General features: G+C 72.0%; 23 protein-coding genes, 1 tRNA gene and 2 pseudogenes. 18 read left to right on the top strand and 8 right to left on the bottom strand.

What is annotated here, in order from left to right; translation table 11 throughout:
• Window positions 1–175 precede the first annotated feature (175 nt).
• Window positions 176–1,716: pseudogene (locus Q3Y56_RS19300) on the top strand (alpha/beta hydrolase).
• A gap of 114 nt (window positions 1,717–1,830) precedes the next feature.
• Window positions 1,831–1,904: transfer RNA gene (locus tag Q3Y56_RS19305), tRNA-Thr, on the top strand.
• Between the two features lie 68 nt (window positions 1,905–1,972).
• Here the strand turns inward: Q3Y56_RS19305 and Q3Y56_RS19310 are convergent.
• Window positions 1,973–2,356, bottom strand: a complete 384-nt coding sequence (locus tag Q3Y56_RS19310; protein ID WP_304463138.1) for a cupin domain-containing protein — start codon at window positions 2,354–2,356, stop codon at window positions 1,973–1,975.
• A gap of 309 nt (window positions 2,357–2,665) precedes the next feature.
• Here Q3Y56_RS19310 and Q3Y56_RS19315 point away from each other — a divergent pair, with 309 nt between their 5' ends.
• Together Q3Y56_RS19315 and Q3Y56_RS19320 are read left to right on the top strand one after the other, a co-directional pair.
• Window positions 2,666–3,184 carry a methylated-DNA--[protein]-cysteine S-methyltransferase gene (locus Q3Y56_RS19315; protein WP_304463139.1) on the top strand — a complete coding sequence of 173 codons (519 nt, stop codon included), beginning with the start codon at window positions 2,666–2,668 and terminating at the stop codon, window positions 3,182–3,184.
• 144 nt (window positions 3,185–3,328) lie between these two features.
• Window positions 3,329–3,961, top strand: coding sequence for an alpha-ketoglutarate-dependent dioxygenase AlkB (locus tag Q3Y56_RS19320; protein WP_304465685.1), 633 nt, complete (start codon window positions 3,329–3,331; stop codon window positions 3,959–3,961).
• A gap of 10 nt (window positions 3,962–3,971) precedes the next feature.
• On the opposite strand, the gene Q3Y56_RS19325 is transcribed toward Q3Y56_RS19320, so the two are convergent.
• Entirely contained in the window at window positions 3,972–4,427 is a 456-nt protein-coding gene (locus Q3Y56_RS19325; protein ID WP_304463140.1) for a tellurite resistance TerB family protein, read from the bottom strand.
• Between the two features lie 85 nt (window positions 4,428–4,512).
• Complete coding sequence (locus tag Q3Y56_RS19330; RefSeq protein WP_304463141.1) at window positions 4,513–5,541, bottom strand: rod shape-determining protein; 1,029 nt, start codon at window positions 5,539–5,541, stop codon at window positions 4,513–4,515.
• Window positions 5,542–6,009: 468 nt separating this feature from the next.
• On the opposite strand from Q3Y56_RS19330, the gene rpmF reads away from it, so the two are divergent.
• Both rpmF and Q3Y56_RS19340 read left to right on the top strand, forming a co-directional pair.
• Window positions 6,010–6,180 carry a 50S ribosomal protein L32 gene (gene rpmF, locus Q3Y56_RS19335; protein ID WP_304463142.1) on the top strand — a complete coding sequence of 57 codons (171 nt, stop codon included), beginning with the start codon at window positions 6,010–6,012 and terminating at the stop codon, window positions 6,178–6,180.
• Between the two features lie 7 nt (window positions 6,181–6,187).
• Window positions 6,188–7,390, top strand: coding sequence for a GTP-binding protein (locus Q3Y56_RS19340; RefSeq protein WP_304463143.1), 1,203 nt, complete (start codon window positions 6,188–6,190; stop codon window positions 7,388–7,390).
• Between the two features lie 252 nt (window positions 7,391–7,642).
• Here the strand turns inward: Q3Y56_RS19340 and rpsN are convergent, their stop codons facing one another.
• Together rpsN and rpmB are read right to left on the bottom strand one after the other, a co-directional pair.
• Entirely contained in the window at window positions 7,643–7,948 is a 306-nt protein-coding gene (gene rpsN, locus Q3Y56_RS19345; protein ID WP_304463144.1) for a 30S ribosomal protein S14, read from the bottom strand.
• Window positions 7,948–8,184 (bottom strand): 50S ribosomal protein L28, encoded by a 237-nt coding sequence (gene rpmB, locus Q3Y56_RS19350; protein WP_304463145.1) that lies wholly within the window; start codon window positions 8,182–8,184, stop codon window positions 7,948–7,950. The genes rpsN and rpmB overlap by 1 nt, the downstream gene beginning before the upstream one ends.
• Window positions 8,185–8,240: 56 nt before the next feature.
• Between rpmB and rpmG the strand changes: the two genes are divergently transcribed.
• The 5 genes from rpmG (at window position 8,241) to Q3Y56_RS19375 (ending at window position 10,603) form a co-directional block, all read left to right on the top strand.
• The gene (gene rpmG / locus Q3Y56_RS19355) at window positions 8,241–8,405 is read left to right on the top strand and encodes a 50S ribosomal protein L33 (protein ID WP_116213165.1); all 165 of its coding nucleotides are present in this window, start codon (window positions 8,241–8,243) and stop codon (window positions 8,403–8,405) included.
• 34 nt (window positions 8,406–8,439) lie between these two features.
• Window positions 8,440–8,724 (top strand): type B 50S ribosomal protein L31, encoded by a 285-nt coding sequence (locus Q3Y56_RS19360; RefSeq protein WP_304463146.1) that lies wholly within the window; start codon window positions 8,440–8,442, stop codon window positions 8,722–8,724.
• Entirely contained in the window at window positions 8,721–9,896 is a 1,176-nt protein-coding gene (locus Q3Y56_RS19365) for a GTP-binding protein (protein ID WP_304463147.1), read from the top strand. Before Q3Y56_RS19360 ends, Q3Y56_RS19365 begins: the two co-directional genes overlap by 4 nt.
• Window positions 9,897–10,019: 123 nt before the next feature.
• Window positions 10,020–10,256, top strand: coding sequence for a 30S ribosomal protein S18 (gene rpsR, locus Q3Y56_RS19370; protein WP_304463148.1), 237 nt, complete (start codon window positions 10,020–10,022; stop codon window positions 10,254–10,256).
• Window positions 10,257–10,384: 128 nt separating this feature from the next.
• The gene (locus Q3Y56_RS19375) at window positions 10,385–10,603 is read left to right on the top strand and encodes a DUF397 domain-containing protein (RefSeq protein ID WP_304465686.1); all 219 of its coding nucleotides are present in this window, start codon (window positions 10,385–10,387) and stop codon (window positions 10,601–10,603) included.
• A gap of 98 nt (window positions 10,604–10,701) precedes the next feature.
• On the opposite strand, the gene Q3Y56_RS19380 is transcribed toward Q3Y56_RS19375, so the two are convergent.
• Window positions 10,702–11,211: an ATP-binding protein gene (locus Q3Y56_RS19380; RefSeq protein WP_304463149.1), complete on the bottom strand. Its 510-nt coding sequence runs from the start codon at window positions 11,209–11,211 to the stop codon at window positions 10,702–10,704.
• Between the two features lie 304 nt (window positions 11,212–11,515).
• Here Q3Y56_RS19380 and Q3Y56_RS19385 point away from each other — a divergent pair, with 304 nt between their 5' ends.
• The 5 genes from Q3Y56_RS19385 (at window position 11,516) to Q3Y56_RS19405 (ending at window position 17,958) form a co-directional block, all read left to right on the top strand.
• Window positions 11,516–12,379: a helix-turn-helix transcriptional regulator gene (locus tag Q3Y56_RS19385; RefSeq protein ID WP_304463150.1), complete on the top strand. Its 864-nt coding sequence runs from the start codon at window positions 11,516–11,518 to the stop codon at window positions 12,377–12,379.
• 116 nt (window positions 12,380–12,495) lie between these two features.
• A complete protein-coding gene (locus tag Q3Y56_RS19390; protein ID WP_304463151.1) occupies window positions 12,496–13,953 on the top strand; it encodes an aldehyde dehydrogenase family protein in 1,458 nt (485 codons plus the stop codon).
• 148 nt (window positions 13,954–14,101) lie between these two features.
• Complete coding sequence (locus Q3Y56_RS19395) at window positions 14,102–14,653, top strand: DinB family protein (RefSeq protein ID WP_304463152.1); 552 nt, start codon at window positions 14,102–14,104, stop codon at window positions 14,651–14,653.
• A 148-nt stretch (window positions 14,654–14,801) separates the two neighbouring features.
• Window positions 14,802–15,434, top strand: a complete 633-nt coding sequence (locus tag Q3Y56_RS19400; RefSeq protein WP_304463153.1) for a PadR family transcriptional regulator — start codon at window positions 14,802–14,804, stop codon at window positions 15,432–15,434.
• Between the two features lie 304 nt (window positions 15,435–15,738).
• Window positions 15,739–17,958 carry a hypothetical protein gene (locus tag Q3Y56_RS19405; protein ID WP_304463154.1) on the top strand — a complete coding sequence of 740 codons (2,220 nt, stop codon included), beginning with the start codon at window positions 15,739–15,741 and terminating at the stop codon, window positions 17,956–17,958.
• Between the two features lie 243 nt (window positions 17,959–18,201).
• Here the strand turns inward: Q3Y56_RS19405 and Q3Y56_RS19410 are convergent.
• Window positions 18,202–19,619, bottom strand: a pseudogene (locus Q3Y56_RS19410) (glutamate decarboxylase).
• Between the two features lie 66 nt (window positions 19,620–19,685).
• The gene (gene leuE / locus Q3Y56_RS19415; RefSeq protein WP_304463155.1) at window positions 19,686–20,432 is read right to left on the bottom strand and encodes a leucine efflux protein LeuE; all 747 of its coding nucleotides are present in this window, start codon (window positions 20,430–20,432) and stop codon (window positions 19,686–19,688) included.
• A 118-nt stretch (window positions 20,433–20,550) separates the two neighbouring features.
• On the opposite strand from leuE, the gene Q3Y56_RS19420 reads away from it, so the two are divergent.
• Both Q3Y56_RS19420 and Q3Y56_RS19425 read left to right on the top strand, forming a co-directional pair.
• Window positions 20,551–21,309: a MerR family transcriptional regulator gene (locus Q3Y56_RS19420; RefSeq protein WP_304463156.1), complete on the top strand. Its 759-nt coding sequence runs from the start codon at window positions 20,551–20,553 to the stop codon at window positions 21,307–21,309.
• Between the two features lie 243 nt (window positions 21,310–21,552).
• On the top strand, window positions 21,553–22,278 hold the full coding sequence (locus Q3Y56_RS19425) for a DedA family protein (RefSeq protein ID WP_304463157.1): 726 nt from the start codon (window positions 21,553–21,555) through the stop codon (window positions 22,276–22,278).
• Window positions 22,279–22,379 lie beyond the last annotated feature (101 nt).

The following is a 22,379-nucleotide window of genomic DNA, read 5'->3' on the forward strand; positions in this document are numbered from 1 at the left end:
TTCCCCTCCCGACCGCGTCCCGATGTGCGCGTCCAGGACGGGATCGGGGCGGCCTGTCACCCGTACGGGTGCCTGTCCCCCGTACGGGTGGGTCCGTTTGCACATGGAGCGTAGTTGCCCGGATACGCTCCGCACAGCCGATGCCGCGCAGTGACGGACCGAAGGGCGCCGATCGATGGACATCAGCCGCAGACTCCGCAGCACCGGCACGGTGCTGGCGGCAGCGGCCCTGCTGATTTCGGGGTGCACGTCGGAGGACTCCGGCGACCCCTCGGGCACGAGCCGAGGCGCCGAGGCGGGCCCTCCGGCCGCTCTCAAGCGCTACTACGAGCAGAAGCTGAACTGGCACGCCTGCGAGGCGACCGGCTTCGAATGCGCCACCCTCAGGGCCCCCTGGACTACAACCGGCCCCGGGCCGCCGACGACCTGAAGCTGGCGGTCTCCCGCAAGAAGGCGACGGGGCGCGGCAAGCCGATCGGTTCCCTGCTGGTCAACCCGGGCGGACCGGGCGGCTCCGCCATCGGCTATCTGCACGGTTACGCGGGTGCCAGCTATCCGGCGCCGGTGCGGGCCCGATACGACATGGTGGCCATGGACCCGCGCGGCGTGGCGCGCAGCACCCCCGTGGAGTGCCTCACCGACCGGCAGATGGACGCGTACACCCAGACCGACCAGACCCCGGACAACGGGGCCGAGGTCGACCGGCTGGTCACGGCGTTCAGGGACTTCGCGGGCGGCTGCGAGCGGCGCAGCGGCGAACTCCTCGGCCATGTCTCGACGGTCGAGGCGGCCCGCGACATGGACGTCCTGCGGGCGGCGCTCGGCGACGAGAAGCTGACGTACGTGGGCGCCTCGTACGGCACCTTCCTCGGGGCCACGTACGCCGACCTCTACCCGGCCCGGGTCGGCCGGCTCGTCCTCGACGGCGCGATGGACCCCTCCCTGCCCGCCGAGCGGGTGAACCGCGACCAGACCGCGGGTTTCCAGACGGCGTTCACGGCTTTCGCCGAGGACTGCGCGAAGCAGGAGGACTGCCCCCTGGGCACGGACGGCCCGGCGACCGCCGCTTCCCGTCTCACCGCCTTCTTCGACCGGCTCGACCGCGCGCCGGTGCCGACCGGTGACGGCGGCCGCGACCTCGGGGAAGCGCTGGCCACCACGGGGGTGATCGCCGCGATGTACGACGAGAGCTCCTGGCCCCAGCTCCGCTCGGCCCTGCGAGCCGCCATGAACGGCGACGGCGCCCCCCTCCTCCAGCTCGCCGACCTCTACTACGAGCGGAAGGACGGCAAGTACGCCAACCTCATGTACGCCAACTCCGCCGTCAACTGCCTCGACCTGCCCCCGTCCTTCCGCACCCCCGGCGAGGTGCAGAAGGCCCTCCCCGCCTTCCGCGAGGCATCCCCGGCCTTCGGCGAGGGGCTGGCCTGGGCCTCGTTGAACTGCTCCGCGTGGCCCGTCCGCTCCACCGGCGCCCCGCACGCCCTGCACGCCAAGGGCGCCGCCCCCATCCTGGTCGTCGGCACCACCCGCGACCCGGCCACCCCGTACCGCTGGGCCAAGGCCCTGTCCGCCCAACTCGACTCCGGCACCCTGCTGACGTACGACGGCGACGGCCACACCGCATACGGCCGCGGCAGCGACTGCGTCGACAAGGCGATCAACACCTACCTCCTCGAGGGCACCCCGCCACCCCCAGCCAGCCGCTGCTCCTGACCAGATCCCTCCTGACCTGCACGGACATCCGGCGCGGCGCCCCGTACGGAGCGCCCCCGGAAACTGTGTAGACTTGGCGGCGCTGCGGCTGCCAGTCTGGTCATTCCGCAGCATGCCGCCTTAGCTCAGTTGGCCAGAGCGACGCACTCGTAATGCGTAGGTCAAGGGTTCGATTCCCTTAGGCGGCTCCGAAGAGGCCCAGGTCAGTTACTCACTGACCTGGGCCTTTCGCTTGCTCATCGCGTCTGACGCGTGATCAGCTGCCCCCTCGGTCGGCCTTCCGCGGCTGTGGCGCGTGCGTCGGCCAGTGGAGGGATATCCACGTCAGCGGGGTGTTCATGCGGTTGTGCACCACGTGCTCGCGGTGGCGGGGCAGGACCACGACGTCGCCCGCGGAGAGGGGCTCGGTGTGGGTCTCGTCGTCCGCGGACAGGTCGACGCTGCCCACGCCGTCCAGGATGATCATGACCTTGTCCTGGTCGTCGCGGCCCGGGGTGGAGCTGCCACCCGGGGGCAGGAAGCAGGCCACGGCGCCCAGCGGGGGTTCCTCCTGCTGCCCCGTCCAGGGGATGAGCCGCTGGCATGCCATGCCGGACTCCGTGGACGCGTTCGCTTCTGCGATGCGGAACTTGGTGATCATGAATCCTCGTCGGCTTGATGGTGCGTGTTGCGGGGTTCCTCTGCCGGGCCGCGGCAGCCCGATCCGTGACCGTAGTCGCGCACACGCCCCGGAGCCGTCCACTCGGCGCGATGTCCGCGCATGCTGGCAGGTTGATGCCACGGCGGGCCGGGAGTTCCTGTCATGGCGATGGGCCGCCGCACCCGCGCGAGGTCCGGCACGCGATGTCCGATTCCCGCCAGCGCGCGTCGGCGCGGAGTCGGAGACTGGAGTCGGGAAGAGCGAAGAGATCCGCCACGAGGTCGGTGGCGGCCGTGGGAGGAAACGATCATGACGGTCTATACGACGGTGGACAGCCCGCTGGGCGAGCTGCTGCTCGTGGGGGAGGAGTCGCCGAGCGCGGCGGGCGGGGTCGCGCTGGCCTCGCTGTCGATGCCGGAGCAGAAGGGCGCGGCCGTCGTGCGGGAGGGGTGGCGGCGGGCCCCCGACGCGTTCGCGGAGGTCACGCGGCAGCTGAACGCGTACTTCGACGGCACGCTGACCCGTTTCACCCTCACCTGCACCGAGCAGGGGACCGACTTCCAGCGGAAGGTGTGGGCGGCGCTGGAGGGCGTTCCGTACGGCACCACCACCAGTTACGGGGAGCTCGCCGACCGGGCCGGCATCGCGCGGGCGGCCGTGCGGGCGCTGGGGACCGCGATCGGGGCGAACCCGCTGCTGCTGGTGCGGCCGTGCCACCGGGTGATCGGCGCGGACGGCTCGCTCACCGGCTACGCGGCCGGCCTCGAGCGCAAGCGGCAGCTGCTGGCGCACGAGGGGGCCCGGGCAGTGCCCGCCGGGCGAGCCTGAGGGGGAGGACGAGGGAATGCCCGGCACCCGTAAGGACTGTGCGGAGATCGCCCCCGGTGTCGGTCACGTCCGTGGGGACGCTGCCTCCGGCCCGGCCACGCCCCTGCCGAGACCGTTCCCGGTCTCGACCACGTCCGTACCGAGATCGCCCCCGGCGCCGTCCACCTGTCGCGCTGGCTCGGCCTCGACCAGCAGCGCCGGCTGGTCGAGGCGTGCCGCGGCTGGGCCGCCGGTCCCGTGCCCATGCGGCATACCAGGCTGCCGCGCGGCGGGGTGATGTCCGTGCAGACAGTGTGCGTCGGCTGGCACTGGCAGCCGTACCGCTACAGCCGCACCGCCGACGACGTGAACGGCGGGCGGGTTGCGGCCTTTCCTGGCTGGCTGGCGGAGCTGGGCCGCCGCGCGCTCGCCGACGCGTACGGGGACCCGGCCGCGGGCGAGGCGTACGCCCCCGACACCGCCCTGGTCAACTTCTATGACGGGCAGGCCAGGATGGGCATGCACCAGGACAAGGACGAACGGTCCGCGGCGCCCGTGGTCTCCCTCAGCATCGGCGACACCTGCGTCTTCCGGTTCGGCAACCCCGACAGCCGGGGCAAGCCGTACTCCGACATCGAACTGCGCTCCGGCGACCTGTTCGTCTTCGGCGGACCGGCACGCTTCGCCTACCACGGCGTGCCCAAGGTCCGGCCGGGCACGGGTGGCCCCGCCACCGGCCTCGCGGCCGGTCGCCTCAACATCACCCTGCGGGTCACCGGCCTCAGCGATCCGGCATGACGTCGTTCCGCTAGAGGTCGAACTCCTCCGGCTTGATGCCCACCGCGAAGCACACCTCGCGCACGAGCTCCTGCTCCGTCTTGTCGAAGTCGCCGTCCGCGCCGCCGATCACGATGCCGATCTGGACCACGGCGCGCGCCTCGGTGGGCTTCTTCTGCACCTTGCCGATCGTCTGCATGACGCTGACCTTTCCGAGCGAGAAGTCGGCGGTCAGCTTGCCCAGGTAGTCGTCGAACCGCCGCTGCAGATCGTCGGCGGGAAAGTTCCGCAGCACGTCGTTGCTGGTGATCAGCGAGGCCACCCGCTGCCGCTCCGACGGGTCGACCTGGCCGTCGGCGGCCGCGATGAGGGCGCACATCGCCATGCTCGCGTCCCGGAACGCCCCGCTCGTGAGCTCGTTCTTCTTCGCCTCCAGCTGGGTCTGCATCGTCTGGGCCGAAGCCCTCAGCCGGTCCCACAGAGCCATGCGATGTCTCCTCGTGTACGACGTGAACTAGCGGTGCACACCCAATCAACCGCCGTGACGGGTAAAGAAGTTCCCATAGCGGCACTCAGACCGACAGCGCCTCCAGGTGCAGCGGCAGCACCCGTCCCTCCAGCATCGCGCCAAGACCCTCCACCGCGCACACGTCAGGCTCGTCGGCGACGTGCACCGGCATCCCGGTCGCCTGCCGCAGCAGCGTGTCGAGGCCGGGCAGCATCGCGCTGCCGCCCGCCAGCATGATGCCGCGGTCGGCGAGATCGGCCACGAGATCGGGTGGGCAGCGCCGCAGCACGATGCCGATGGCGTCGATCACCCCCGTCATCGGGCCGTACATGACGGCCCGCAGGCCCTCCGGGTCGATCCGCACCGACCGGTGCGAACCGGTGGCGGCGTCCCGTCCGTGCACCACGGCGGGCGGCCCCGCGTCGGGACCGCCCAGTTCCACGTGGAGCGGGCGGCGCACGTCCGGCCCGGCCAGCACCAGCTCGTGCTCGTTCCGCAGATACTGCATCACCACCCGCTCGATGGTGTCGCCGCCCAGCGGCACCGTCTCGGCGGCCACGATCGCGCCCAGCGACAGCACCGCCACCTGTGTCGTCGTCGCCCCGCAGATCACGATCATCGTGGCCTCGGGCTGTTCCACCGGCAGCCCGCAGCCCACCGCGGCGGCCACCAGCGTGTCCACCAGCTCCACGCGCCGCGCGCCGAGACCGGTGAGGGTCTCGACGGCGGCGGTCTGCGCGAGCGGATGGGCGTCGAAGGGCGTGCAGACGGCGGCGCGCAGCAACGGCTTGCGGCGCCACGCCCGCCGCACCTTGTCCCCCACGAACTGCCGCAGCATGCGCTGCGCCATGGCGATGTCCACCACCGCGCCGCCGGAGATGGGCCGCACCACCACGATGTGGCCGGGCGTACGGCCCGCCATCCGCTCGGCCGGCGAACCGACCGCGATCAGCCCACCCGTACGCATGTTCACCGCGGCGACACTCGGCTCGTCCACGATGCGCCCCGCGCCCTTGAGGTAGACGCGGGTCCGCGCGGCGCCGAGGTCGACGGCGACGGAGCAGCGACGCAGCTGCGCAAGGCTGAGGGTCATGGCGCGTTACTCCTGTGATGGGCGGTCGCGGACCGCCCGCCCGGCGGTCCACCGCCATCGTGTGCGCCATGACGCGGCGGCGCCCGCCAAGCGCCGCCGGTCGGGTGATGGAGCGTCAGCCCCGTGCCTCCGGGCGGGCGCGGAGGGCCGACGCGAGGCCGCCCCGCGTCCGTCACGGCCGCTGCCCCGCCCGCCCGGAAGAGTTGCGCGGGCGGAGACGGGCACCCCCGTCGTCCGTCTCCGCCGTCGCTCATCTCCTGTACGGGAGTGTGGCAGGAGGGTCTGACAACGCCCCGGCGCGCGCCGCGGCCCCGGGTCCGGCGCGCGCCGGGGTCCCGCCCTGCATGGCGGCGGGCGACCAATGTAGAAATGGGATCCATTTTCATATAGCGTGGGTCGCCGTCCTCTGACCCTGCCCCGGCACGTCACTCCGGCACGTCACCCCAGCACGCACGAAAGGCCCGCCCCATGGCAGTCCCCAAGCGCAAGATGTCCCGCAGCAACACCCGCCACCGCCGCGCCCAGTGGAAGGCGAACCCGGCCGCGCTGGTGACCATCACCGTCGAGGGGCGCACCCTGCGGGTCCCGCAGCGCCTGGTGCGCGCCTACGAACGCGGCCTGCTGCGCCCCGAAGGCTGACCGCGGCATGACCACCGGTATGACCACCGGCATGACCACCGGCCAGGCGGTTCGGCGGCCCCGGCTCCCGGTGACGGTACTCTCCGGGTTCCTCGGGGCCGGTAAGACCACGCTCCTCAACCACGTGCTCGGCAACCGCGACGGACTGCGCGTGGCCGTCATCGTCAACGACATGAGCGAGGTCAACATCGACGCCGCGCTCGTGCGCGACGGCGGCGCCGCGCTGTCCCGCACCGAGGAACGGCTCGTGGAGATGACCAACGGGTGCATCTGCTGCACCCTCCGCGACGACCTGCTGGAGGAGGTCGACCGGCTGGCCCGAGAGGGCCGCTTCGACTACCTCCTCATCGAGTCCAGCGGGATCTCCGAGCCCATGCCGGTCGCCGCCACCTTCGCCTTCCCGCGCGACGACGGCGCGACCCTGGGCGACCTGGCCCGGCTGGACACCATGGTCACCGTCGTGGACGCCGCCAATTTCGCACGCGAGCTGGACAGCGGCGACGAGCTGGTGGAACGCGGCCTCGACCAGTACGAGGACGACGAGCGCACGGTCAGCGATCTGCTCATGGACCAGGTCGAGTTCGCCGACGTCATCGTCGTGAACAAGCTCGACCTGGTGGACGACGCCGCGGCGGCCCGCCTCCAGGCGATGCTGACCCGGCTCAACCCGGCCGCCCGGATCGTGCCCGCCCGGCACGGCCGGATCGCCCCGGCCGACATCCTCGGCACCGGCCGCTTCGACCTCGAACGCGCCCAGCAGGCGCCGGGCTGGGTCATGGAGCTCAACGGGGACCACGTGCCGGAGACCGAGGAGTACGGCATCTCCTCCACCGTCTACCGCGCGGACCGCCCCTTCCACCCCGGGCGGTTGTGGGACCTCGTCACCGGCGGCCTGGACAGCGGGGCGTACGGCAGGGTGCTGCGCTCCAAGGGCTTCTTCTGGCTCGCCTCACGCCCCCGCGTGACCGGCCTGTGGTCCCAGGCGGGCGCCGTCGCCCGCTTCGAGCCGTCCGGCGTACGGGAGCCGGGGCCGGGCGCGCAGGGACAGGAGCTGGTCTTCATCGGGACCGGGCTGCGCGCCGCCGAGCTGCGCGCCGCGCTGGACGCGTGCCTGCTCGCCGACGGGGAGCCGACCGGCGATGATCCCTTCCCGGACTGGGACGCGTACGGCGTCGACGACGCCTGCGAGCACGAGCACGGGCCCGCGTAAGGGCACGGGTCCGCGTACGAGCACGGGTCCGCGTACGGGCACGGGTCCGCGTACGGGCACGGGTTCGCGTACGGGCACGGGCCCGCGTACGAGCGCGAGCCCGCGTACGGGCAGGGCCGTGAAGACGCTGCCTGACGCACCTGCAAAGCGCTCGCGTACGCCTCCCATACGCGCGAAAACCGCAGGCCGCCCCCACGGCGGCCTGCGGTGCTTTCGTCTCCCGGCGCTCCGCCGGCGGCGCCGGGAAGCCGGCTACCAGCTCGACTTGGTGACGCCCGGCAGATAGCCGGCGTGCGCCTGCCCGCGCAGGTTGACCCGGGACAGGCCGAAGGCGCGGAAGTAGCCGCGCGGCCGGCCGTCGACGCTGTCCCGGTTGCGCACCCGGGTCGCGCTGGCGTCGCGGGGCTGGCGGTTCAGTTCCCGCTGCGCGGCGATCCGCTCGTCGTCGGAGCTGGCGGGGTCGCGGATGATCTCCTTCAACTCCGCCCGGCGGACGGCGTAGCGGGCGACGACGGCCCGCCGCTGCTCGTTCTTCGCGATCTTGCTCTTCTTCGCCATCAGACACGCTCCCCGCGGGCGCGGATCCGGGCCACGGCCGCCTCGATGCCCAGGGTGTCCACGGTCTTGATGCCCTTGGCGCTCAGGGTCAGCCGGACGTACCGGCCCTCGCTCGGCAGCCAGTAGCGCTTCTTCTGGATGTTGGGGTCGAAGCGGCGCGAAGTGCGCTTGTGGGAATGGGAGATGGAGTTGCCGAAACCGGGCTTGCGGCCGGTCAGCTGGCAGTGGGCGGACAAGGTCAGGACCTCCTCGGCTGAATGAAAATGGAAACCATTTCTGTATAGTAGCTCGTATGGCCCGCAACGAACTACGCCCCGTGATCAAGCTCCGGTCGACCGCCGGCACCGGCTACACGTACGTGACCCGCAAGAACCGCCGGAACGACCCGGACCGCATGGAGCTGCGCAAGTACGACCCCGTCGTCGGCCGCCACGTCACCTTCCGAGAAGAGCGCTGACAAGCGCAGAGGAACGCTGAGGAGCCCTACGCCCATGAAGCCCGGCATCCACCCGCCCTACGGCCCCGTCGTCTTCCGCGACCGGGCCGCCGACTTCGCCTTCCTGACCCGGTCCACGGCCACCAGTGACAAGACGGTGGAGTGGGAGGACGGCAACACCTACCCCGTCATCGACGTCGAGATCTCCTCGGCGAGCCACCCCTTCTACACCGGTACGGCGCGCGTGCTGGACACCGCGGGCCGCGTCGAGCGCTTCGAGCGCCGTTACGGGCGCCACGGCCGGCGCGGGGGCGAAGCGGCCGACAAGGAGACCCGGTGAGCGGCCCGGAGTCGCTGCCGGTCGCCGTGGTCGCCGGGCTGCACGCCGACGCCCGGCGGGCGGTGGTCGACCGGCTGCTGGCGACGGTGCCCGGCAGCGTGGCCCTCCACCACGACCTCGCGTCGGCCGCCGACGGCACGGTGCGCAGGACCGTGCGGGACGCCCGGGAACTGCTGGACGAGGGCGAGGCCCCGCTGGTCAACGACTGCGCGTGCTGCGCCCTGCGTGAGGACCTGGTCCCCGAGCTGATCCGGCTGGCCGGCTCGGGCACCTGCCGGCTGGCCGTCGTCGAGCTGTGGGACTCGGTCGAGCCGCAGGCCATGGCCGAGGTGGTGGCCGCGCACGGCGGCGAGGAACTGCGGCTGGGCGCGGTGCTCACCGCCGTGGACCCGGCGCTGGTGCTGCCGTACCTCTCGTGCGGCGACGATCTGGCCGAAACCGGTCTGGCCGCCGCGACGACCGACCAGCGCACGGTCGCCGACACCTTCGCGCGCCAGCTGGAGTACCCGCCGGTGCTCGTCCTGGCCGAGGCGGGGCCCGCCGAGGGCGCGGAGGCCGCGGACGACGCCGACTTCGCGCTGCTGGCCCAGCTGCACCCCACGGCGCGGCAGGTGCGGGTCGACGCGGCGGAGGAACTGGCCGCCGTGGCGGTGGCGGGCTTCGACGTCGAGGCGGCCGCGTCCCGGCAGCACCCGGCCTGCGCGCTGCTGCCGCAGGCGGCGGACGCCGCGGGGGTCACCACGGTCGTCTGGCACCGGGCCCGTCCGTTCCACCCGGGCCGGCTCTACGCCGCCCTGGAGGACCTGACCTGCGCCGCCGCCCGCAGCCGCGGCCGGTTCTGGCTCGCCGACCGGCCCGACACTCTCCTCTCGTGGGACGCGGCGGGCGGCGCGCTGTGCGTGGAGAGCGCCGGGCCCTGGCTCGCCTCGCTGCCGGACGCGGCCTGGGAGATGGTGCCGCCTATCCGGCGGGTGGCCGCCGCGCTGGACTGGGACGCCGAGCACGGGGACCGCGCCCAACACCTCACCTTCACCTCCCCGGGCCTGGACGGCGACGGGCTGCTGTCGCTGCTGGAGTCCTGTCTGCTGACCGACGCGGAATACGCGGCGGGGCCCGAGGCGTGGCGCGAACTGTCCCGCGCCTTCGACGAACTGCTCAACCCTGTCTCCTGAGCTCCTGAGCTCCTGAGCTCCTGAGGTTCCTGGGCTTCCCGGGCCTCCTGAGTCGTTTCGTTTCACGAGATCCGCATCACATCCCGAACACCCCGAGACACCCCGAGAGAAAGGGAATTCGCCATGCCGCGGAATGCTGCATCCCGGAAAAATTTGAAGCCGCGACCGAACCCGTTGGACGTGGCAGGCGTCACTTATATCGACTACAAGGACACGGATCTGCTGCGGAAGTTCATCTCCGACCGGGGCAAGATCCGGAGTCGGCGGGTCACGCGCGTCACCGTCCAGCAGCAGCGGCAGATCGCGCGTGCGATCAAGAACGCCCGGGAGATGGCACTGTTGCCGTACGGCTCGCGGTGATCAATCCGACACGCCGCGTGCACGTGCATCAGCTCATGCAGTGGCACATGAACGGGGTTATGATCCGGGTCAGTTGACAGCTGCACCAACCACCGGAGAGCCCTGTGCGTCACCACCCGTACAACGGCATGGCGGCATCGGACCTCCATGACGTCGTCTGGCAGAAGAGCCGGCACAGCAACTCGCAGGGCTCCTGTGTCGAATTCGCGAAACTGCCGGGCGGGGATGTCGCCGTTCGGAATTCCCGCTTCCCGGACGGGCCGGCGCTCGTCTACACCCCGGCGGAGATCGAGGCGCTGCTGCTGGGTGCGAAGGACGGGGAGTTCGACCACCTTGTCGGGGGCTGAGCGCCCGCGGGTTGGCCGGGGGTGGGCGTACGGGGGCTCGGCGTCCGGGACCTGGGCGTACGGAGGCTCAGCGTCCGGGACCTGGGCGTACGGGGCGCTCAGCCGCGGGGCAGCCGGAACAGCGCCCAGACCACCTTGCCGCGCAGCGGCCCGGCGAGCGGGTGCCAGCCCCAGCAGTCGCTGAACGACTCCACGAGGTAGAGCCCTCGGCCCGACTCCTCGCAGAAGTCCGCCTCCCCGGCGACCGGGCTCTCCTCGCTGGGGTCCCGTACCGCGCACACCAGGCGGGAGGGGCAGCGCATCAGGTGGAGCCGTACCGCCGCCTCCTGGTCGGCACGCTCGCCGCCCGCCGCCGGCTCCGGCGGGCCGGGCGGCAGCGCGTGCCGCAGGGCGTTGGTGACGAGTTCGGAGACGACCAGGGCCACGTCGTCGAAGAGGTCGGGCAGGCCCCACTGTTCGAGCGTGGCGCCGGTGAAGTGCCGGGCGCCTTTGACCGCTTCGAAGCGGGAGGGGAGCGCGCGGGAGGCGGAGCCGGACATGGCTGAGGGGTCCACGGGCGGGAGTTCCCGCCACAAGGGCTCCAGCATGGTCGAGCCGTTGGTCCCCATGCGAGCACTCCTGCATTTGTGGCCGTGATGATCCTGGCTGGATCTCATACGAGCGTGCATGTGCGCGATGCCCATCGTTCCGAATGCGCGGAGCGGATGCAAGGGCAGATGCACGTGCACGGAGGCGATTTGGTCATTCCTGGCGTCATTCGCACCTGATTCTTCCTACGCACTCTTGTGTACGCATCGCACATGAGTGACGACTTGTGCACAGCGCGGAGCCCGAAAGTGGCAGACTGCGCGGCCGGGGGCGACGGGGGCCGGCCCCCGGAAGGGTGCGTTCCGTACAGGGAGGGTCACGGAAATGACCGCAAGCGAGTCGGGCGGGTCAGTGGTGCGCCGTATTCTCCTGGGCTCTCAGCTCAGGCGGCTGCGCGAGTCGCGCGGCATCACGCGTGAGGCGGCCGGCTATTCGATCCGCGCCTCCGAATCGAAGATCAGCCGCATGGAGTTGGGCAGGGTCAGCTTCAAGGCACGCGACATCGAGGATCTGCTCACCCTGTACGGAGTCCTCGACGAGGCGGAGCGCGCGGCGCTGCTCGGGCTCGCTCGCGAGGCCAACGTCACCGGCTGGTGGCACAGTTACGGCGACGTGCTGCCCGGCTGGTTCCAGACGTACGTCGGGCTGGAGGGCGCCGCGTCGCACATCGCCTGCTACGAGGTGCAGTTCGTGCACGGCCTGCTCCAGACCGAGGGATACGCGCAGGCCGTGGTCACCCGGGGCCAGCCGACCGCCTGCGACTCCGAGGTGGAGCGTCGGGTGGCGCTGCGCCTGGAGCGGCAGAAACTGCTGGTCTCCGAACGGGCCCCGGAGTTCCACGTGATCATCGACGAGGCCGCGCTGCGTCGCCCCTACGGCGGGCCGCAGGTGATGCGGACCCAGCTCCAGCACATCATCGACGTGTCCGAGCAGTCGAATGTGACGCTCCAGGTGATGCCGTTCGAGTTCGGCGGGCACGCGGGCGAGAGCGGGGCCTTCACCATGCTGCGCTTTCCGGAGTCCGACCTGCCCGACGTGGTCTATCTGGAACAGCTCACCAGCGCGCTCTACCTCGACAAACGCGATGAGGTGGCGCAGTACGGGCGGGTGCTGGACCGGCTGAGCGCCGACGGCCTGCCACCCGCGAAGAGCCGGGATCTGCTCCGGCGACTTGCAAACGACATCTGACGGGGCATCCCAACTCAACTAACTCATCAGTACGATGACGGAACATCAGGAGCACACCAGGAGCCCCACGGCACGCGTGGGTGCCATGAGCACCCCGTCCTCCAGATAGGGATCGCATGTCCTACTTCTCCGAGTTGGCGTTTCAGTACATCGACGGCGAATGGCGGCCCGGGACCGGGTCCTGGGACATCGTCGATTTCAATCCGTACAACGGGGAGAAGCTCGCTTCCATTACCGCGGCATCGGCCGACGAGATCGACCAGGCGTACCGCGCCGCCGAGCGCGCCCAGCCCGCATGGGGCGCCACCAATCCCTACACCCGGCGGCTGGTGCTCGAGCGCGCGCTGCGCATCGTCGAGGACCGCGAGGAGGAACTGACGGAGGCGATCGTCGCCGAGGTCGGCGGCACGCTCCTCAAGGCGGCCTTCGAGCTGCATCTGGCCAAGGAGTTCCTGCGGGAGGCGATACAGCTCGCGCTGCGGCCGGAAGGAAGGATTCTCCCGTCGCCCGGCGACGGCAAGGAGAACCGGCTCTACCGGGTGCCGGTCGGGGTCGTCGGGGTGATCAGCCCCTTCAACTTCCCGTTCCTGCTGTCGCTGAAGTCGGTCGCCCCCGCGCTGGCGCTGGGGAACGCGGTGGTCCTCAAGCCGCATCAGAACACCCCGATCTGCGGCGGCGGCCTGGTGGCGAAGGTCCTGGAGGACGCCGGGCTGCCGCCCGGTCTGCTCAACGTCGTGGTGACCGACATCGCCGAGATCGGCGACGCGCTCATCGAACACCCGGTGCCGAAGGTCATCTCCTTCACCGGCTCCGACCGGGTCGGCCGGCATGTCGCGACGGTCGCGGCCTCCCACTTCAAGCGCACCATCCTGGAGCTCGGCGGCAACAGCGCCCTCGTCGTCCTGGACGACGCCGACCTCGACTACGCGGTGGACGCGGCCGTCTTCAGCCGCTTCGTCCACCAGGGCCAGGTCTGCATGGCCGCCAACCGGGTGCTCGTGGACCGCAAGGTCGAGCGGGAGTTCACCGAGAAGTTCGTGGCGAAGGTGCGGTCGCTGACGGTCGGCGACCCCGGCGACCCCGCCACGCACATCGGCCCGCTGATCAACGAGGGGCAGGCCGAGGCCGTCACCTCGCTGGTCGACCAGACCATCGCCGAGGGCGCCACGGCCCTGGTCCACGGGCGGGCCCAGGGCGCCCTGGTCGGGCCGACCGTGCTCACCGGCGTCGCGGAGGACTCCGCGGTGCTGCGGCAGGAGATCTTCGGCCCGGTCGTCCTGCTGATCCCGTTCGACGGCGACGACGAGGCCGTCCGCATCACCAACGCCACGCCGTACGGGCTCAGCGGAGGCGTCCACACCGGCGACATCGAGCGCGGCGTCCGCTTCGGGCAGCGCATCGAGACCGGGATGTTCCACGTCAACGACGGTACGGTCCACGACGAGCCGATCGTGCCGTTCGGCGGCGAGAAGCGCTCGGGACTGGGGCGGCTCAACGGCGAGTCGATGGTGGAGGCCTTCACCACGACGAAGTGGATCTCCATCCAGCACGGGCGCACGCAGTTCCCGTTCTGATCTCTCTCGCTCCGGAGCGGTTGAGGACAGAGAGGTTGAGGGCGAGAGGTTGAGGACAGAGAAGTTGAGGACAGAAGCTGTCCGCAAGGGTACGTAGCGTCGGAGACGTCGAGAGAGCGAACGAACCGGCGCGAAAGGCAGGACCCCCATGCCCACATTGGTGAACCAGGAAGCCCACGGCGACGAGGCGGGCGCCCTCCTGGGATTCCTGGAGGCGCAGCGCGGCGCGATCCGCCGGACGCTGCACGGCCTGACCGACGAGCAGGCGCGGCGGAAGCCCTCCGCGAGCGAACTGTCGCTGGTCGGCGTGGTCAAGCATGTCGCCGAGGCCGAGCAGAGCTGGGTCGAGGACGCCAAGGGCGTGCCGCACGCCATCCCACGGGACCACACCAACTGGCACCTCAGTTTCGAGCTGGAGGAGGGCCGGACCGTCGCCGACGTCCTCGCCTTCTGGGACGGCGTGGCGGTGGAGACGGAGCGGTTCATCCGCTCCCTGCCCGATCTGAACGGGACGTTCCCGCTCCCCAGGGTGCCGTGGTTCCCCGAGGGCAGCGTGCGGTCGATGCGCTTCCTGCTGCTGACGCTGATCCAGGAGATGGCGCGGCACGCGGGCCACGTGGACGTCATCCGCGAGTCGCTGGACGGGAAGACGGCGTTCGTCCTGATCGACGAGACGGGCGCCGAGACGGGCGCCGCGTAGCCGCCTCCCGGCGCGGGGCTGGCCGGGGTCCTGCGGCCCCGTGGCTCCCGTGGCCCCGCGGGGCTCCTCTCCAGGAATGACGGGACCCGTCTAACCTGGGCCGCATCTAACCTGGGCCGCGGCGCAGGTCGGGCGGAATGAGGAGACGATGTCAGCGATCCGGCTGCTGGTGCTGGGCGCGGTCCGCCAGCACGGGCGGGCGCACGGCTACCAGGTCCGCAACGACCTGGAGTTCTGGGGCGCGCACGAGTGGTCGAACGCCAAGCCCGGGTCGATCTACCACGCGCTCAAGCAGATGGCCAAGCAAGGGCTGATGATCGCCCACGACGTCGCGCCGAGTACGGCGGGCGGCCCGCCCCGTACCGAGTACGAGCTAACCGACGCCGGCGAGGCGGAGTTCTTCCACCTGCTGCGGCAGGCGCTGGCGCGCCACGACAACAAGATCGACGAGCTGACGGCCGGGGTCGGCTTCATCGTCGATCTGCCGCGCGCCGAGGCCATCGCGCTGTTGAAGGAGCGGGTCGCCGCGCTGGAGCGGTGGCGGGCCGAGGTGACCCGGCACTGGATGCCGCCGGACGGCGGCCCCGGGGAGTGGGGCCACATCGGCGAGATCATGAAGCTCTGGGTGCACTCCTCCGACAGCGGCGCGGAGTGGACGCGTGGGCTGATCGAACGGCTGGAGGCGGGGGCGTACGTCATGGCGGGGGAGGGCGAGCGCTCGGTGGAGGTGCTGCCGGACGGCGTCCGGAACCCGTTCGCCGACGGCGGGACGCCTCGCTAGTCGGGTTCGAGGCGTACGGGCTTCTTCGAGGTGTGCGGGTGCCTTCGAGGCGTACGCGTCTTCGAGGTGTGCGGGTGTCTTCGAGGATTGCGTGCGTCGGTCTTCCCGCTCGCCGCTCGCCGTACGCCGTATGCCGGTTCCGGCGGCTGGGGCGGCGGGCGGGGCGCCGATGTGACGGGAGTGGCGGCGGTGAACGGGCGGCTACGGACGGGGCGGCGCGGAGCTCGGAGGGCGGCCACGAGTACGTCCCGTACTGTCGCGCAGGCCGCAGCGCCGCCGCCGACTACCGGATACCGTGGCTCATATGGCGATCAACAGAGCGGGAACGGCAGGCGAGCCCGGCTACGCCCTGCTCATCGCCGCCGGGCCCAGTGACAAGCACGGCAAGCAGCGCGTCATGGACGCGACGGCCGCACTGCCCCAACTCGCGGCCGTCGCCCCGGCCGTACTGCTGGGCACCCCGGCCGGGGCGAGCGTGGTCCAGCTCGTGGACCCGGCCGACCCGCAGACCGTGCTGACCCACCTGCGGACCGCGGCGGCCCACTCGGGCCCGGTGCTGGTCTACCTCGCGGGGCAGTTGACCCTGGACGCCAAGCAGCGGATGCCGCACCTGGCACTGGCCCGCACCACGCCCAGGACGGCCCGGTACACCGCGCTGCCCTGGCACTGGATCGCCGCCGAGCTGGGGCGGCGGCCGGCGGGCGGCACGACCCTGATCGCCGACCTGGTGGGCGACGAAACGATCTGGCCGCAGCTGGCCGAGCTGGGCGGCCCGGCGGTGGCGCACCACCTCGCCGCCGGGCTCGCGCTGTACGGAACGATCGCGCCCGTACCGCCCAAGCGGCAGCTCGCGACGCCGCACTACAGCCGGGCGCTCGCCAGCCTGCTGCGGGGCGCGGCGGAACGCCCGCAGCCCGCGCACCTGCACGAGCGGGCGGCCCTGGAGGCGGGCCTGGGAGCGGGCCCGGAACTCCTGCTGGCGGTGGGGCCGATGGGGGAGGGCGCGGGGCTCGGTGGTGTGGAGGCGGTGCCGTCCGATACGCCGTACTTCGGCGCGGGGCCGGAGCCGTCCGATACGCCGTACTCCGGTGCGGCGTTCCCTGGCATGGGGTCGATGCCTGCCGGGGCGGGGTTCGCCGGTGGGGAGGCGGCGCCCGCCGGGGCCGCGGTGCCCCGTGGTGCGGCGTGGCCGCCTTTCCCCGCCCCGCCCCTTTCGGGCGGCATACGGCAGGGCTTGCCCGCCCCCGGGGCGGGCACGGACGCGCCCGTAGCGGACTCGCTGATACCGGGCGGGGCGCCCGCCGTCCCGCCCGCGTCCGCGTCCGCGTCTGAGTCTGCGTTCCCGTCCGCACCTGGCACGGGCACGGGTTCGGCTCCGATGAGCGCCCCGGACGCGACCCCGATCGCGGGGCAGGACCCGGACGCGACCCCGGGTCAGGATCCGGAGCCGGGCCGCGAATCGGGGCTGGACCGGGAGCCGGAGGAGGGCCGCGCACCGGGGCCGGACCGAGAGCCGGACGGGGGCCACGAAACGGTGCCGGGCCGGGAAGCCATACCGGGCCGGGAGCCCGCGCCGGAGCGGGGACCCGCGCCGGACGGGGAAGCTGCGCCGGGCCGGGAGCTCGCGCTTGAGCGGGAATCTGCGCCGGAGCTCGCGCCCACGCAAGCCCCGGTGCCCGGACCTGTTCCCGCGTCCGAGCCGGAACTGGGACCCGAGCCGGTCCCTGCGCCCGCGCTGGACCCTGCGCCCGCGCCGGACCCCGCGATTGTCGGAGACGTCCCGCCCGTTGAAGACGCCCAGTTCGCCGCACCAGCCCCCTCCGCTGTACCGGCGCCTTCCGCCGGGGCTACCCCTTCCCCCGCGCCGGCGCCCTCCGCCGGAGCTGCCCCATCCGCTGTACCGGCGTCCTCCACCGCACCGGCGTCCTCAGCCGCACCAGCCCCCTCCGTCGGAGCCGTCTCCTCTGCTGAGCCCGGCCCCTCCGCCGGGCCCAGTCCCTCCGCTCCGTTCCCGCCTCCGCCGCCCCGGCCGCCTCACCCGCCCCAGCAGCATCTGCCCCCGCAGCCACGGCCGGTCCCGCAGCCGCCGGACGAGCGGCACGCCGCGATCCTCGAAGCCGCGCGTGCCGGGCGGCACAGCGAGGCCGCCGCCATGGCCGCCGCATGGGAGCAGGAGGCGATGCGCGCGTCAGGGCCCAGTTCGCCGGAGACGGTCCACTGGCTGGAGGTACGGGCCGACCTCGCCCGGCTCGCCGACGACCCCGCGCGCGCCTGCGAGTTGTGGATGGCCGCGGCCCGGATCCGGCTCGGCAACCATCAGCATCCCGGTGACCCGGACGTCGAGGGCGCCGTGGACCGCGCCCACCACCAGTGGCAGCAGGTGCAGGACCCGGTGCGGGCCGGTGCGCTGGCCCCGGCGCTGGTCGAACTGCGGACGCGGGTGCCCGGCCGCCGCCCCGGCGCGCTGGCCGCGGCGCGGCGCCGGGCGGAGATCCTCCGGGTCCAGACCCTGCGTACGGGCTGAGCACGCCTTTCCGTCAGCCCGGTGGCCGGACGAGCCCCGAGCCCCGGTGAGGGCGCACCCCACCCGCAGGCGCATCCTCGGGTGCCGGACACGTTCCAGGTGGGGGCGCGTCCTCCGCGCGCCGGACACGCCCCAGGTGGGGGCGCGCCCTCCGCGCGTCATCGGCGAACCTTCCGGGCGCGGCAGCGGCGCCTCTGGTCCTCGGCGCGGCAGCGGCCTCTGGTCCTCCGCGCGGGCCGCGCCTCAGTGATGGAAAGCGGTAGCCGCCGCGCGCGGCCCGTCCGACGGCCGCTCCTGCTGCCGCAGTTCGGGCAGCAGCCGCGTCAGGTCGTCGAGGAGCATGTCGGCCAGGTCCGCCGAGAACCCGTTGCGGCACACCACCCGCAGCACGGACAGGTCCTGCCGGCGCGGCGGGAAGGTGTAGGCCGGCACCAGCCAGCCCGCCTCGCGCAGCCGCCGCGAGACGTCGAAGACGTCGTACGCGTCGACGCCGTCCGCCGTCGTGAAGGCGAACACCGGCAGTTGGTCCCCGCGCGTCAGCAGCCGGAAGTCGCCCAGCGCCGCGATCCGCTCGGCCAGCGAGCACGCCACGTCCCGCGCGGTCTGCTGCACCGCGCGGAAGCCGTCGCGGCCGAGCCGCAGGAACGTGTAGTACTGGGCGGCCACCTGCGCTCCGGGCCGGGAGAAGTTGAGCGCGAAGGTCGGCATGTCGCCGCCGAGGTAGTTCACCCGGAAGACGAGCTCTTCCGGCAGGTCGGCGGCCGTACGCCACAGGGCCCACCCCACCCCGGGTACACCAGCCCGTACTTGTGCCCGGAAGTGTTGATGGACGCGACGCGCGGCAGCCGGAAGTCCCACTCCAGGTCCGGGTCGAGGAACGGCGCCACCATCGCGCCGGACGCGCCGTCGACATGCACGGGTACGTCGAGCCCCGTACGCTCCTGGAGCGCGTCGAGCGCCGCGCACACCGCGGCGACCGGCTCGTAGGACCCGTCGAAGGTGGAGCCCAGGACGGAGACGACGCCGATGGTGTTCTCGTCGCACAGCTCGGCGGCGGCCTGCGGATCGAGGTGGAAGCGCTCGCCGTCCATGGGCACCTGCCGGGCCTCGACCTCCCAGAAGGTGCAGAACTTCTCCCAGCAGACCTGGACGTTCACGCCCATCACGAGATTGGGCCGGGCGGTGGCCGGATAGCGGTCGGTGTTCTTCCGCGCCCAGCGGCGTTTGAGCGCCATTCCCGCGAGCATGCACGCCTCGCTGGACCCGGTGGTGGAGCAGCCGACGACGCTGTCGGGGTCGGGCGCGTGCCACAGGTCGGCGAGCATCGCGACACAGCGCCGCTCCAGTTCGGCGGTGCGCGGGTACTCGTCCTTGTCGATCATGTTCTTGTCGCGGCACTCGGCCATCAGCACGTCCGCCTCCGGCTCCATCCACGTGGTGACGAAGGTGGCGAGGTTCAGCCGTGCGTTGCCGTCGAGCATCAGCTCGTCGTGGACGCAGCGGTACGCCGCCGACGGCGGCATCGGCCCGTCGGGGAGCCGGTGGCGGGGCGGCGGACCGGACAGGCCGCCGACCGGATCGGCCGTGCCGTAGAACGGGTTGACGGACAGATCGCGTGGTCCGGCCGGACCGCCGGCGCCGGCGCCCTTATGGAGTGACATGCCGTGACAATACGGGCATAGTTCCCATGAGGTCCGTGGTGTGCGGCGCTCGTGTCGTCTCCGCCGTCAGCCCGCGCTGCTGAGCGACAGCTTCGCCGCGAAGCCCAGGAACGCCGTACCCGCCGTGGCCGACAGCGCCGCCGTCAGCCGCTTGCGGCGCCGGAAGGTCGCCGCCAGGAACGAGCCGCTGAAGATCAGGATCGTCAGATACGTGAGGCTGAACAGCTCCGCCCAGGCGCCCAGCACCACGAACGACAGCGCCGGATGCGCGTACTCCGGGTCGACGAACTGCACGAAGAACGAGATGAAGAACAGGATCGCCTTGGGGTTCAGCAGGCTGATCACCAGCGCGCGGCGGAACGGGCGCTCCGCCGCCTCCTTGATCCCGGTGGTCAGCGCGCTCTCCTCGCCGTCCGCGGCTCGCCGGGCCGTTCGCGCGCCGTCCCCGGCTTGCTCGGCCGTTCGCGCGCTGTCCCCGGCCCGCTCGGCCGTCCGTGCGCCGCGCCCGCGCCCGCGCCACAGCGCCCACGCCCCGCGCAGCATCCCCACCGCGAGCCACGTCAGATAGCCCGCGCCCGCGAACTTCACCACCGAGAACAGCACCGGGCTCGCCGTCAGCAGCGACGCCACCCCGCCCGCCGACAGCGCCATCAGCACCGCGTCGCCGCACAGCACGGCGCAGGCGGCGCCGTAGGCCGCGCGAGGCCCGCGGCGGGCCGCGACCGACACCACGTACAGCGAGTTCGGCCCCGGCAGCAGGATGATCAGGGCGAGTCCCGCCAGATACGTCGAGAGATCCGTTATCCCCAGCATGCGTCGCAGAATGCCAGCGGCGTGCCGGGCGGCACGGCGATTTCCGCGATGTGGACTTGCACCTCACGCGGCGTGAGGAAGGACGGTGGAGCGCGTACCAGGAAGGGAGCGGACCGGCATGAGCTATTCCGTGGGACAGGTCGCGGACTTCGCGGGCGTCACGGTGCGCACGCTGCACCACTACGACGAGATCGGCCTGCTGCGGCCGGGCGCGCGCAGCGGCGCCGGGCACCGGCGGTACGACGACGCCGATCTGGACCGGCTGCAGCAGATCCTGTTCTACCGGGAGCTCGGCTTTCCGCTCGACGAGGTGGCGGCGCTCCTGGACGACCCGGACGCGGACCCGCAGGAGCACCTGCGGCGCCAGCACGAGCTGCTGACCGCGCGGATCGAGTCGCTCCAGAAGATGGCCGCCGCCGTCGAACACGCCATGGAGGCACGGAAGATGGGCATCAACCTCACGCCGGAGGAGAAGTTCGAGGTCTTCGGCGACCACGACCCCGACCAGTACGCCGAGGAGGTCGAGCGCCGCTGGGGCGACACGGAGGCGTACCGCGAGTCCCAGCGCAGGGCGGCCTCGTACACCAAGGAGGACTGGCTGCGGATCAAGGCGGAGGGCGACGACTGGACCCGCCGGATCGCGGCGCTGATGGAGTCCGGGGCGGAGCCGGAGTCGGAGTCGGCCATGGAGCTGGCGGAGGAGCACCGGCAGCAGATCTGCCGCCACCACTACGCGTGCACGTACGAGATCCACACCGGGCTCGCCGAGATGTTCACGACGGATCCGCGGTTCACCGCCACGTTCGAGGCGGTCCGGCCGGGGCTGGCCGCGTACCTGCGGGAGGCCATCCTGGCGAACGCGGCCCGTCAGATGTGACCGAACCGTCGTCTGTGACGGACCCGTCGTCTGTGACGGACCCGTCGTCTGTGACGGGTCTCTCGACCGCCCGGCCGGCGCCTGACCGGCCGGGCGGTCGGCCTGTCCGGCGGTCATCTGGAACCAAGCGTCCGCACGGGGCGTTGATAGCTTTGGTCGGCACACTGCACTCATGTCCGTCCACTCACCTGCGGCCGGGCCTCGCACAGAGCCTGCACCCCTCGACCCAGGAGCCTGTCACCCGTGACCACTCTCGCGCTCGGACCCAGCTGGCTGGACCCGGACCATCTGATCAACACCTTCGGCCCGCTCGGCGTGATGGCGATCGTCTTCGCGGAGTCCGGGCTGCTCATCGGCTTCTTCCTGCCGGGCGACTCGCTGCTGTTCACCACCGGACTGCTGATCACCACCGGGAAGCTCGACCAGCCGCTGTGGCTGGTCTGCGTCGGTGTGGTGGCAGCGGCGATCATCGGTGACCAGGTGGGGTACCTCTTCGGCCGGAAGGTCGGACCCGCGCTGTTCCGGCGGCCCGACTCCAAGCTCTTCAAGCAGGAGAACGTCGAGAAGGCCCACGAGTTCTTCGAGAAATACGGGCCGAAGTCCCTGGTCCTGGCCCGCTTCGTGCCCATCGTCCGTACGTTCACGCCGATCATCGCGGGCGTGAGCCGGATGAACTACCGCTCCTTCATCACCTTCAACGTGATCGGCGGCACGCTGTGGGGCGCGGGCGTCACCCTGCTCGGCGCCTGGCTCGGCAAGATCGATTTCGTGCACAAGAACATCGAGGCGATGCTCGTCGGCATCGTGCTGCTGTCCGTGATCCCGATCGCGATCGAGTTCCTGCGGGCCCGCAGCCAGGCGAAGAAGGCCGCGGCGGCCGGGGGCCAGATCGCCGCCGGCGGCGCCGCGCCGCAGGCCCCGCAGCCGCCGCAGCCGCCGGCCGGGCGGGGCCGCCACGCCAAGCGCTGACCTCACACCGGGCGGGGCCGCCACGCCAAGCGGTGGCCTCGCGCTCCACGTGACCGCGTCCCGAGACGGGCTTGCCTTGGCCACGGCCGCCATGGATCGTG

Source organism: Streptomyces sp. XD-27, assembly GCF_030553055.1.
In the GTDB taxonomy this organism is placed as follows: domain Bacteria; phylum Actinomycetota; class Actinomycetes; order Streptomycetales; family Streptomycetaceae; genus Streptomyces.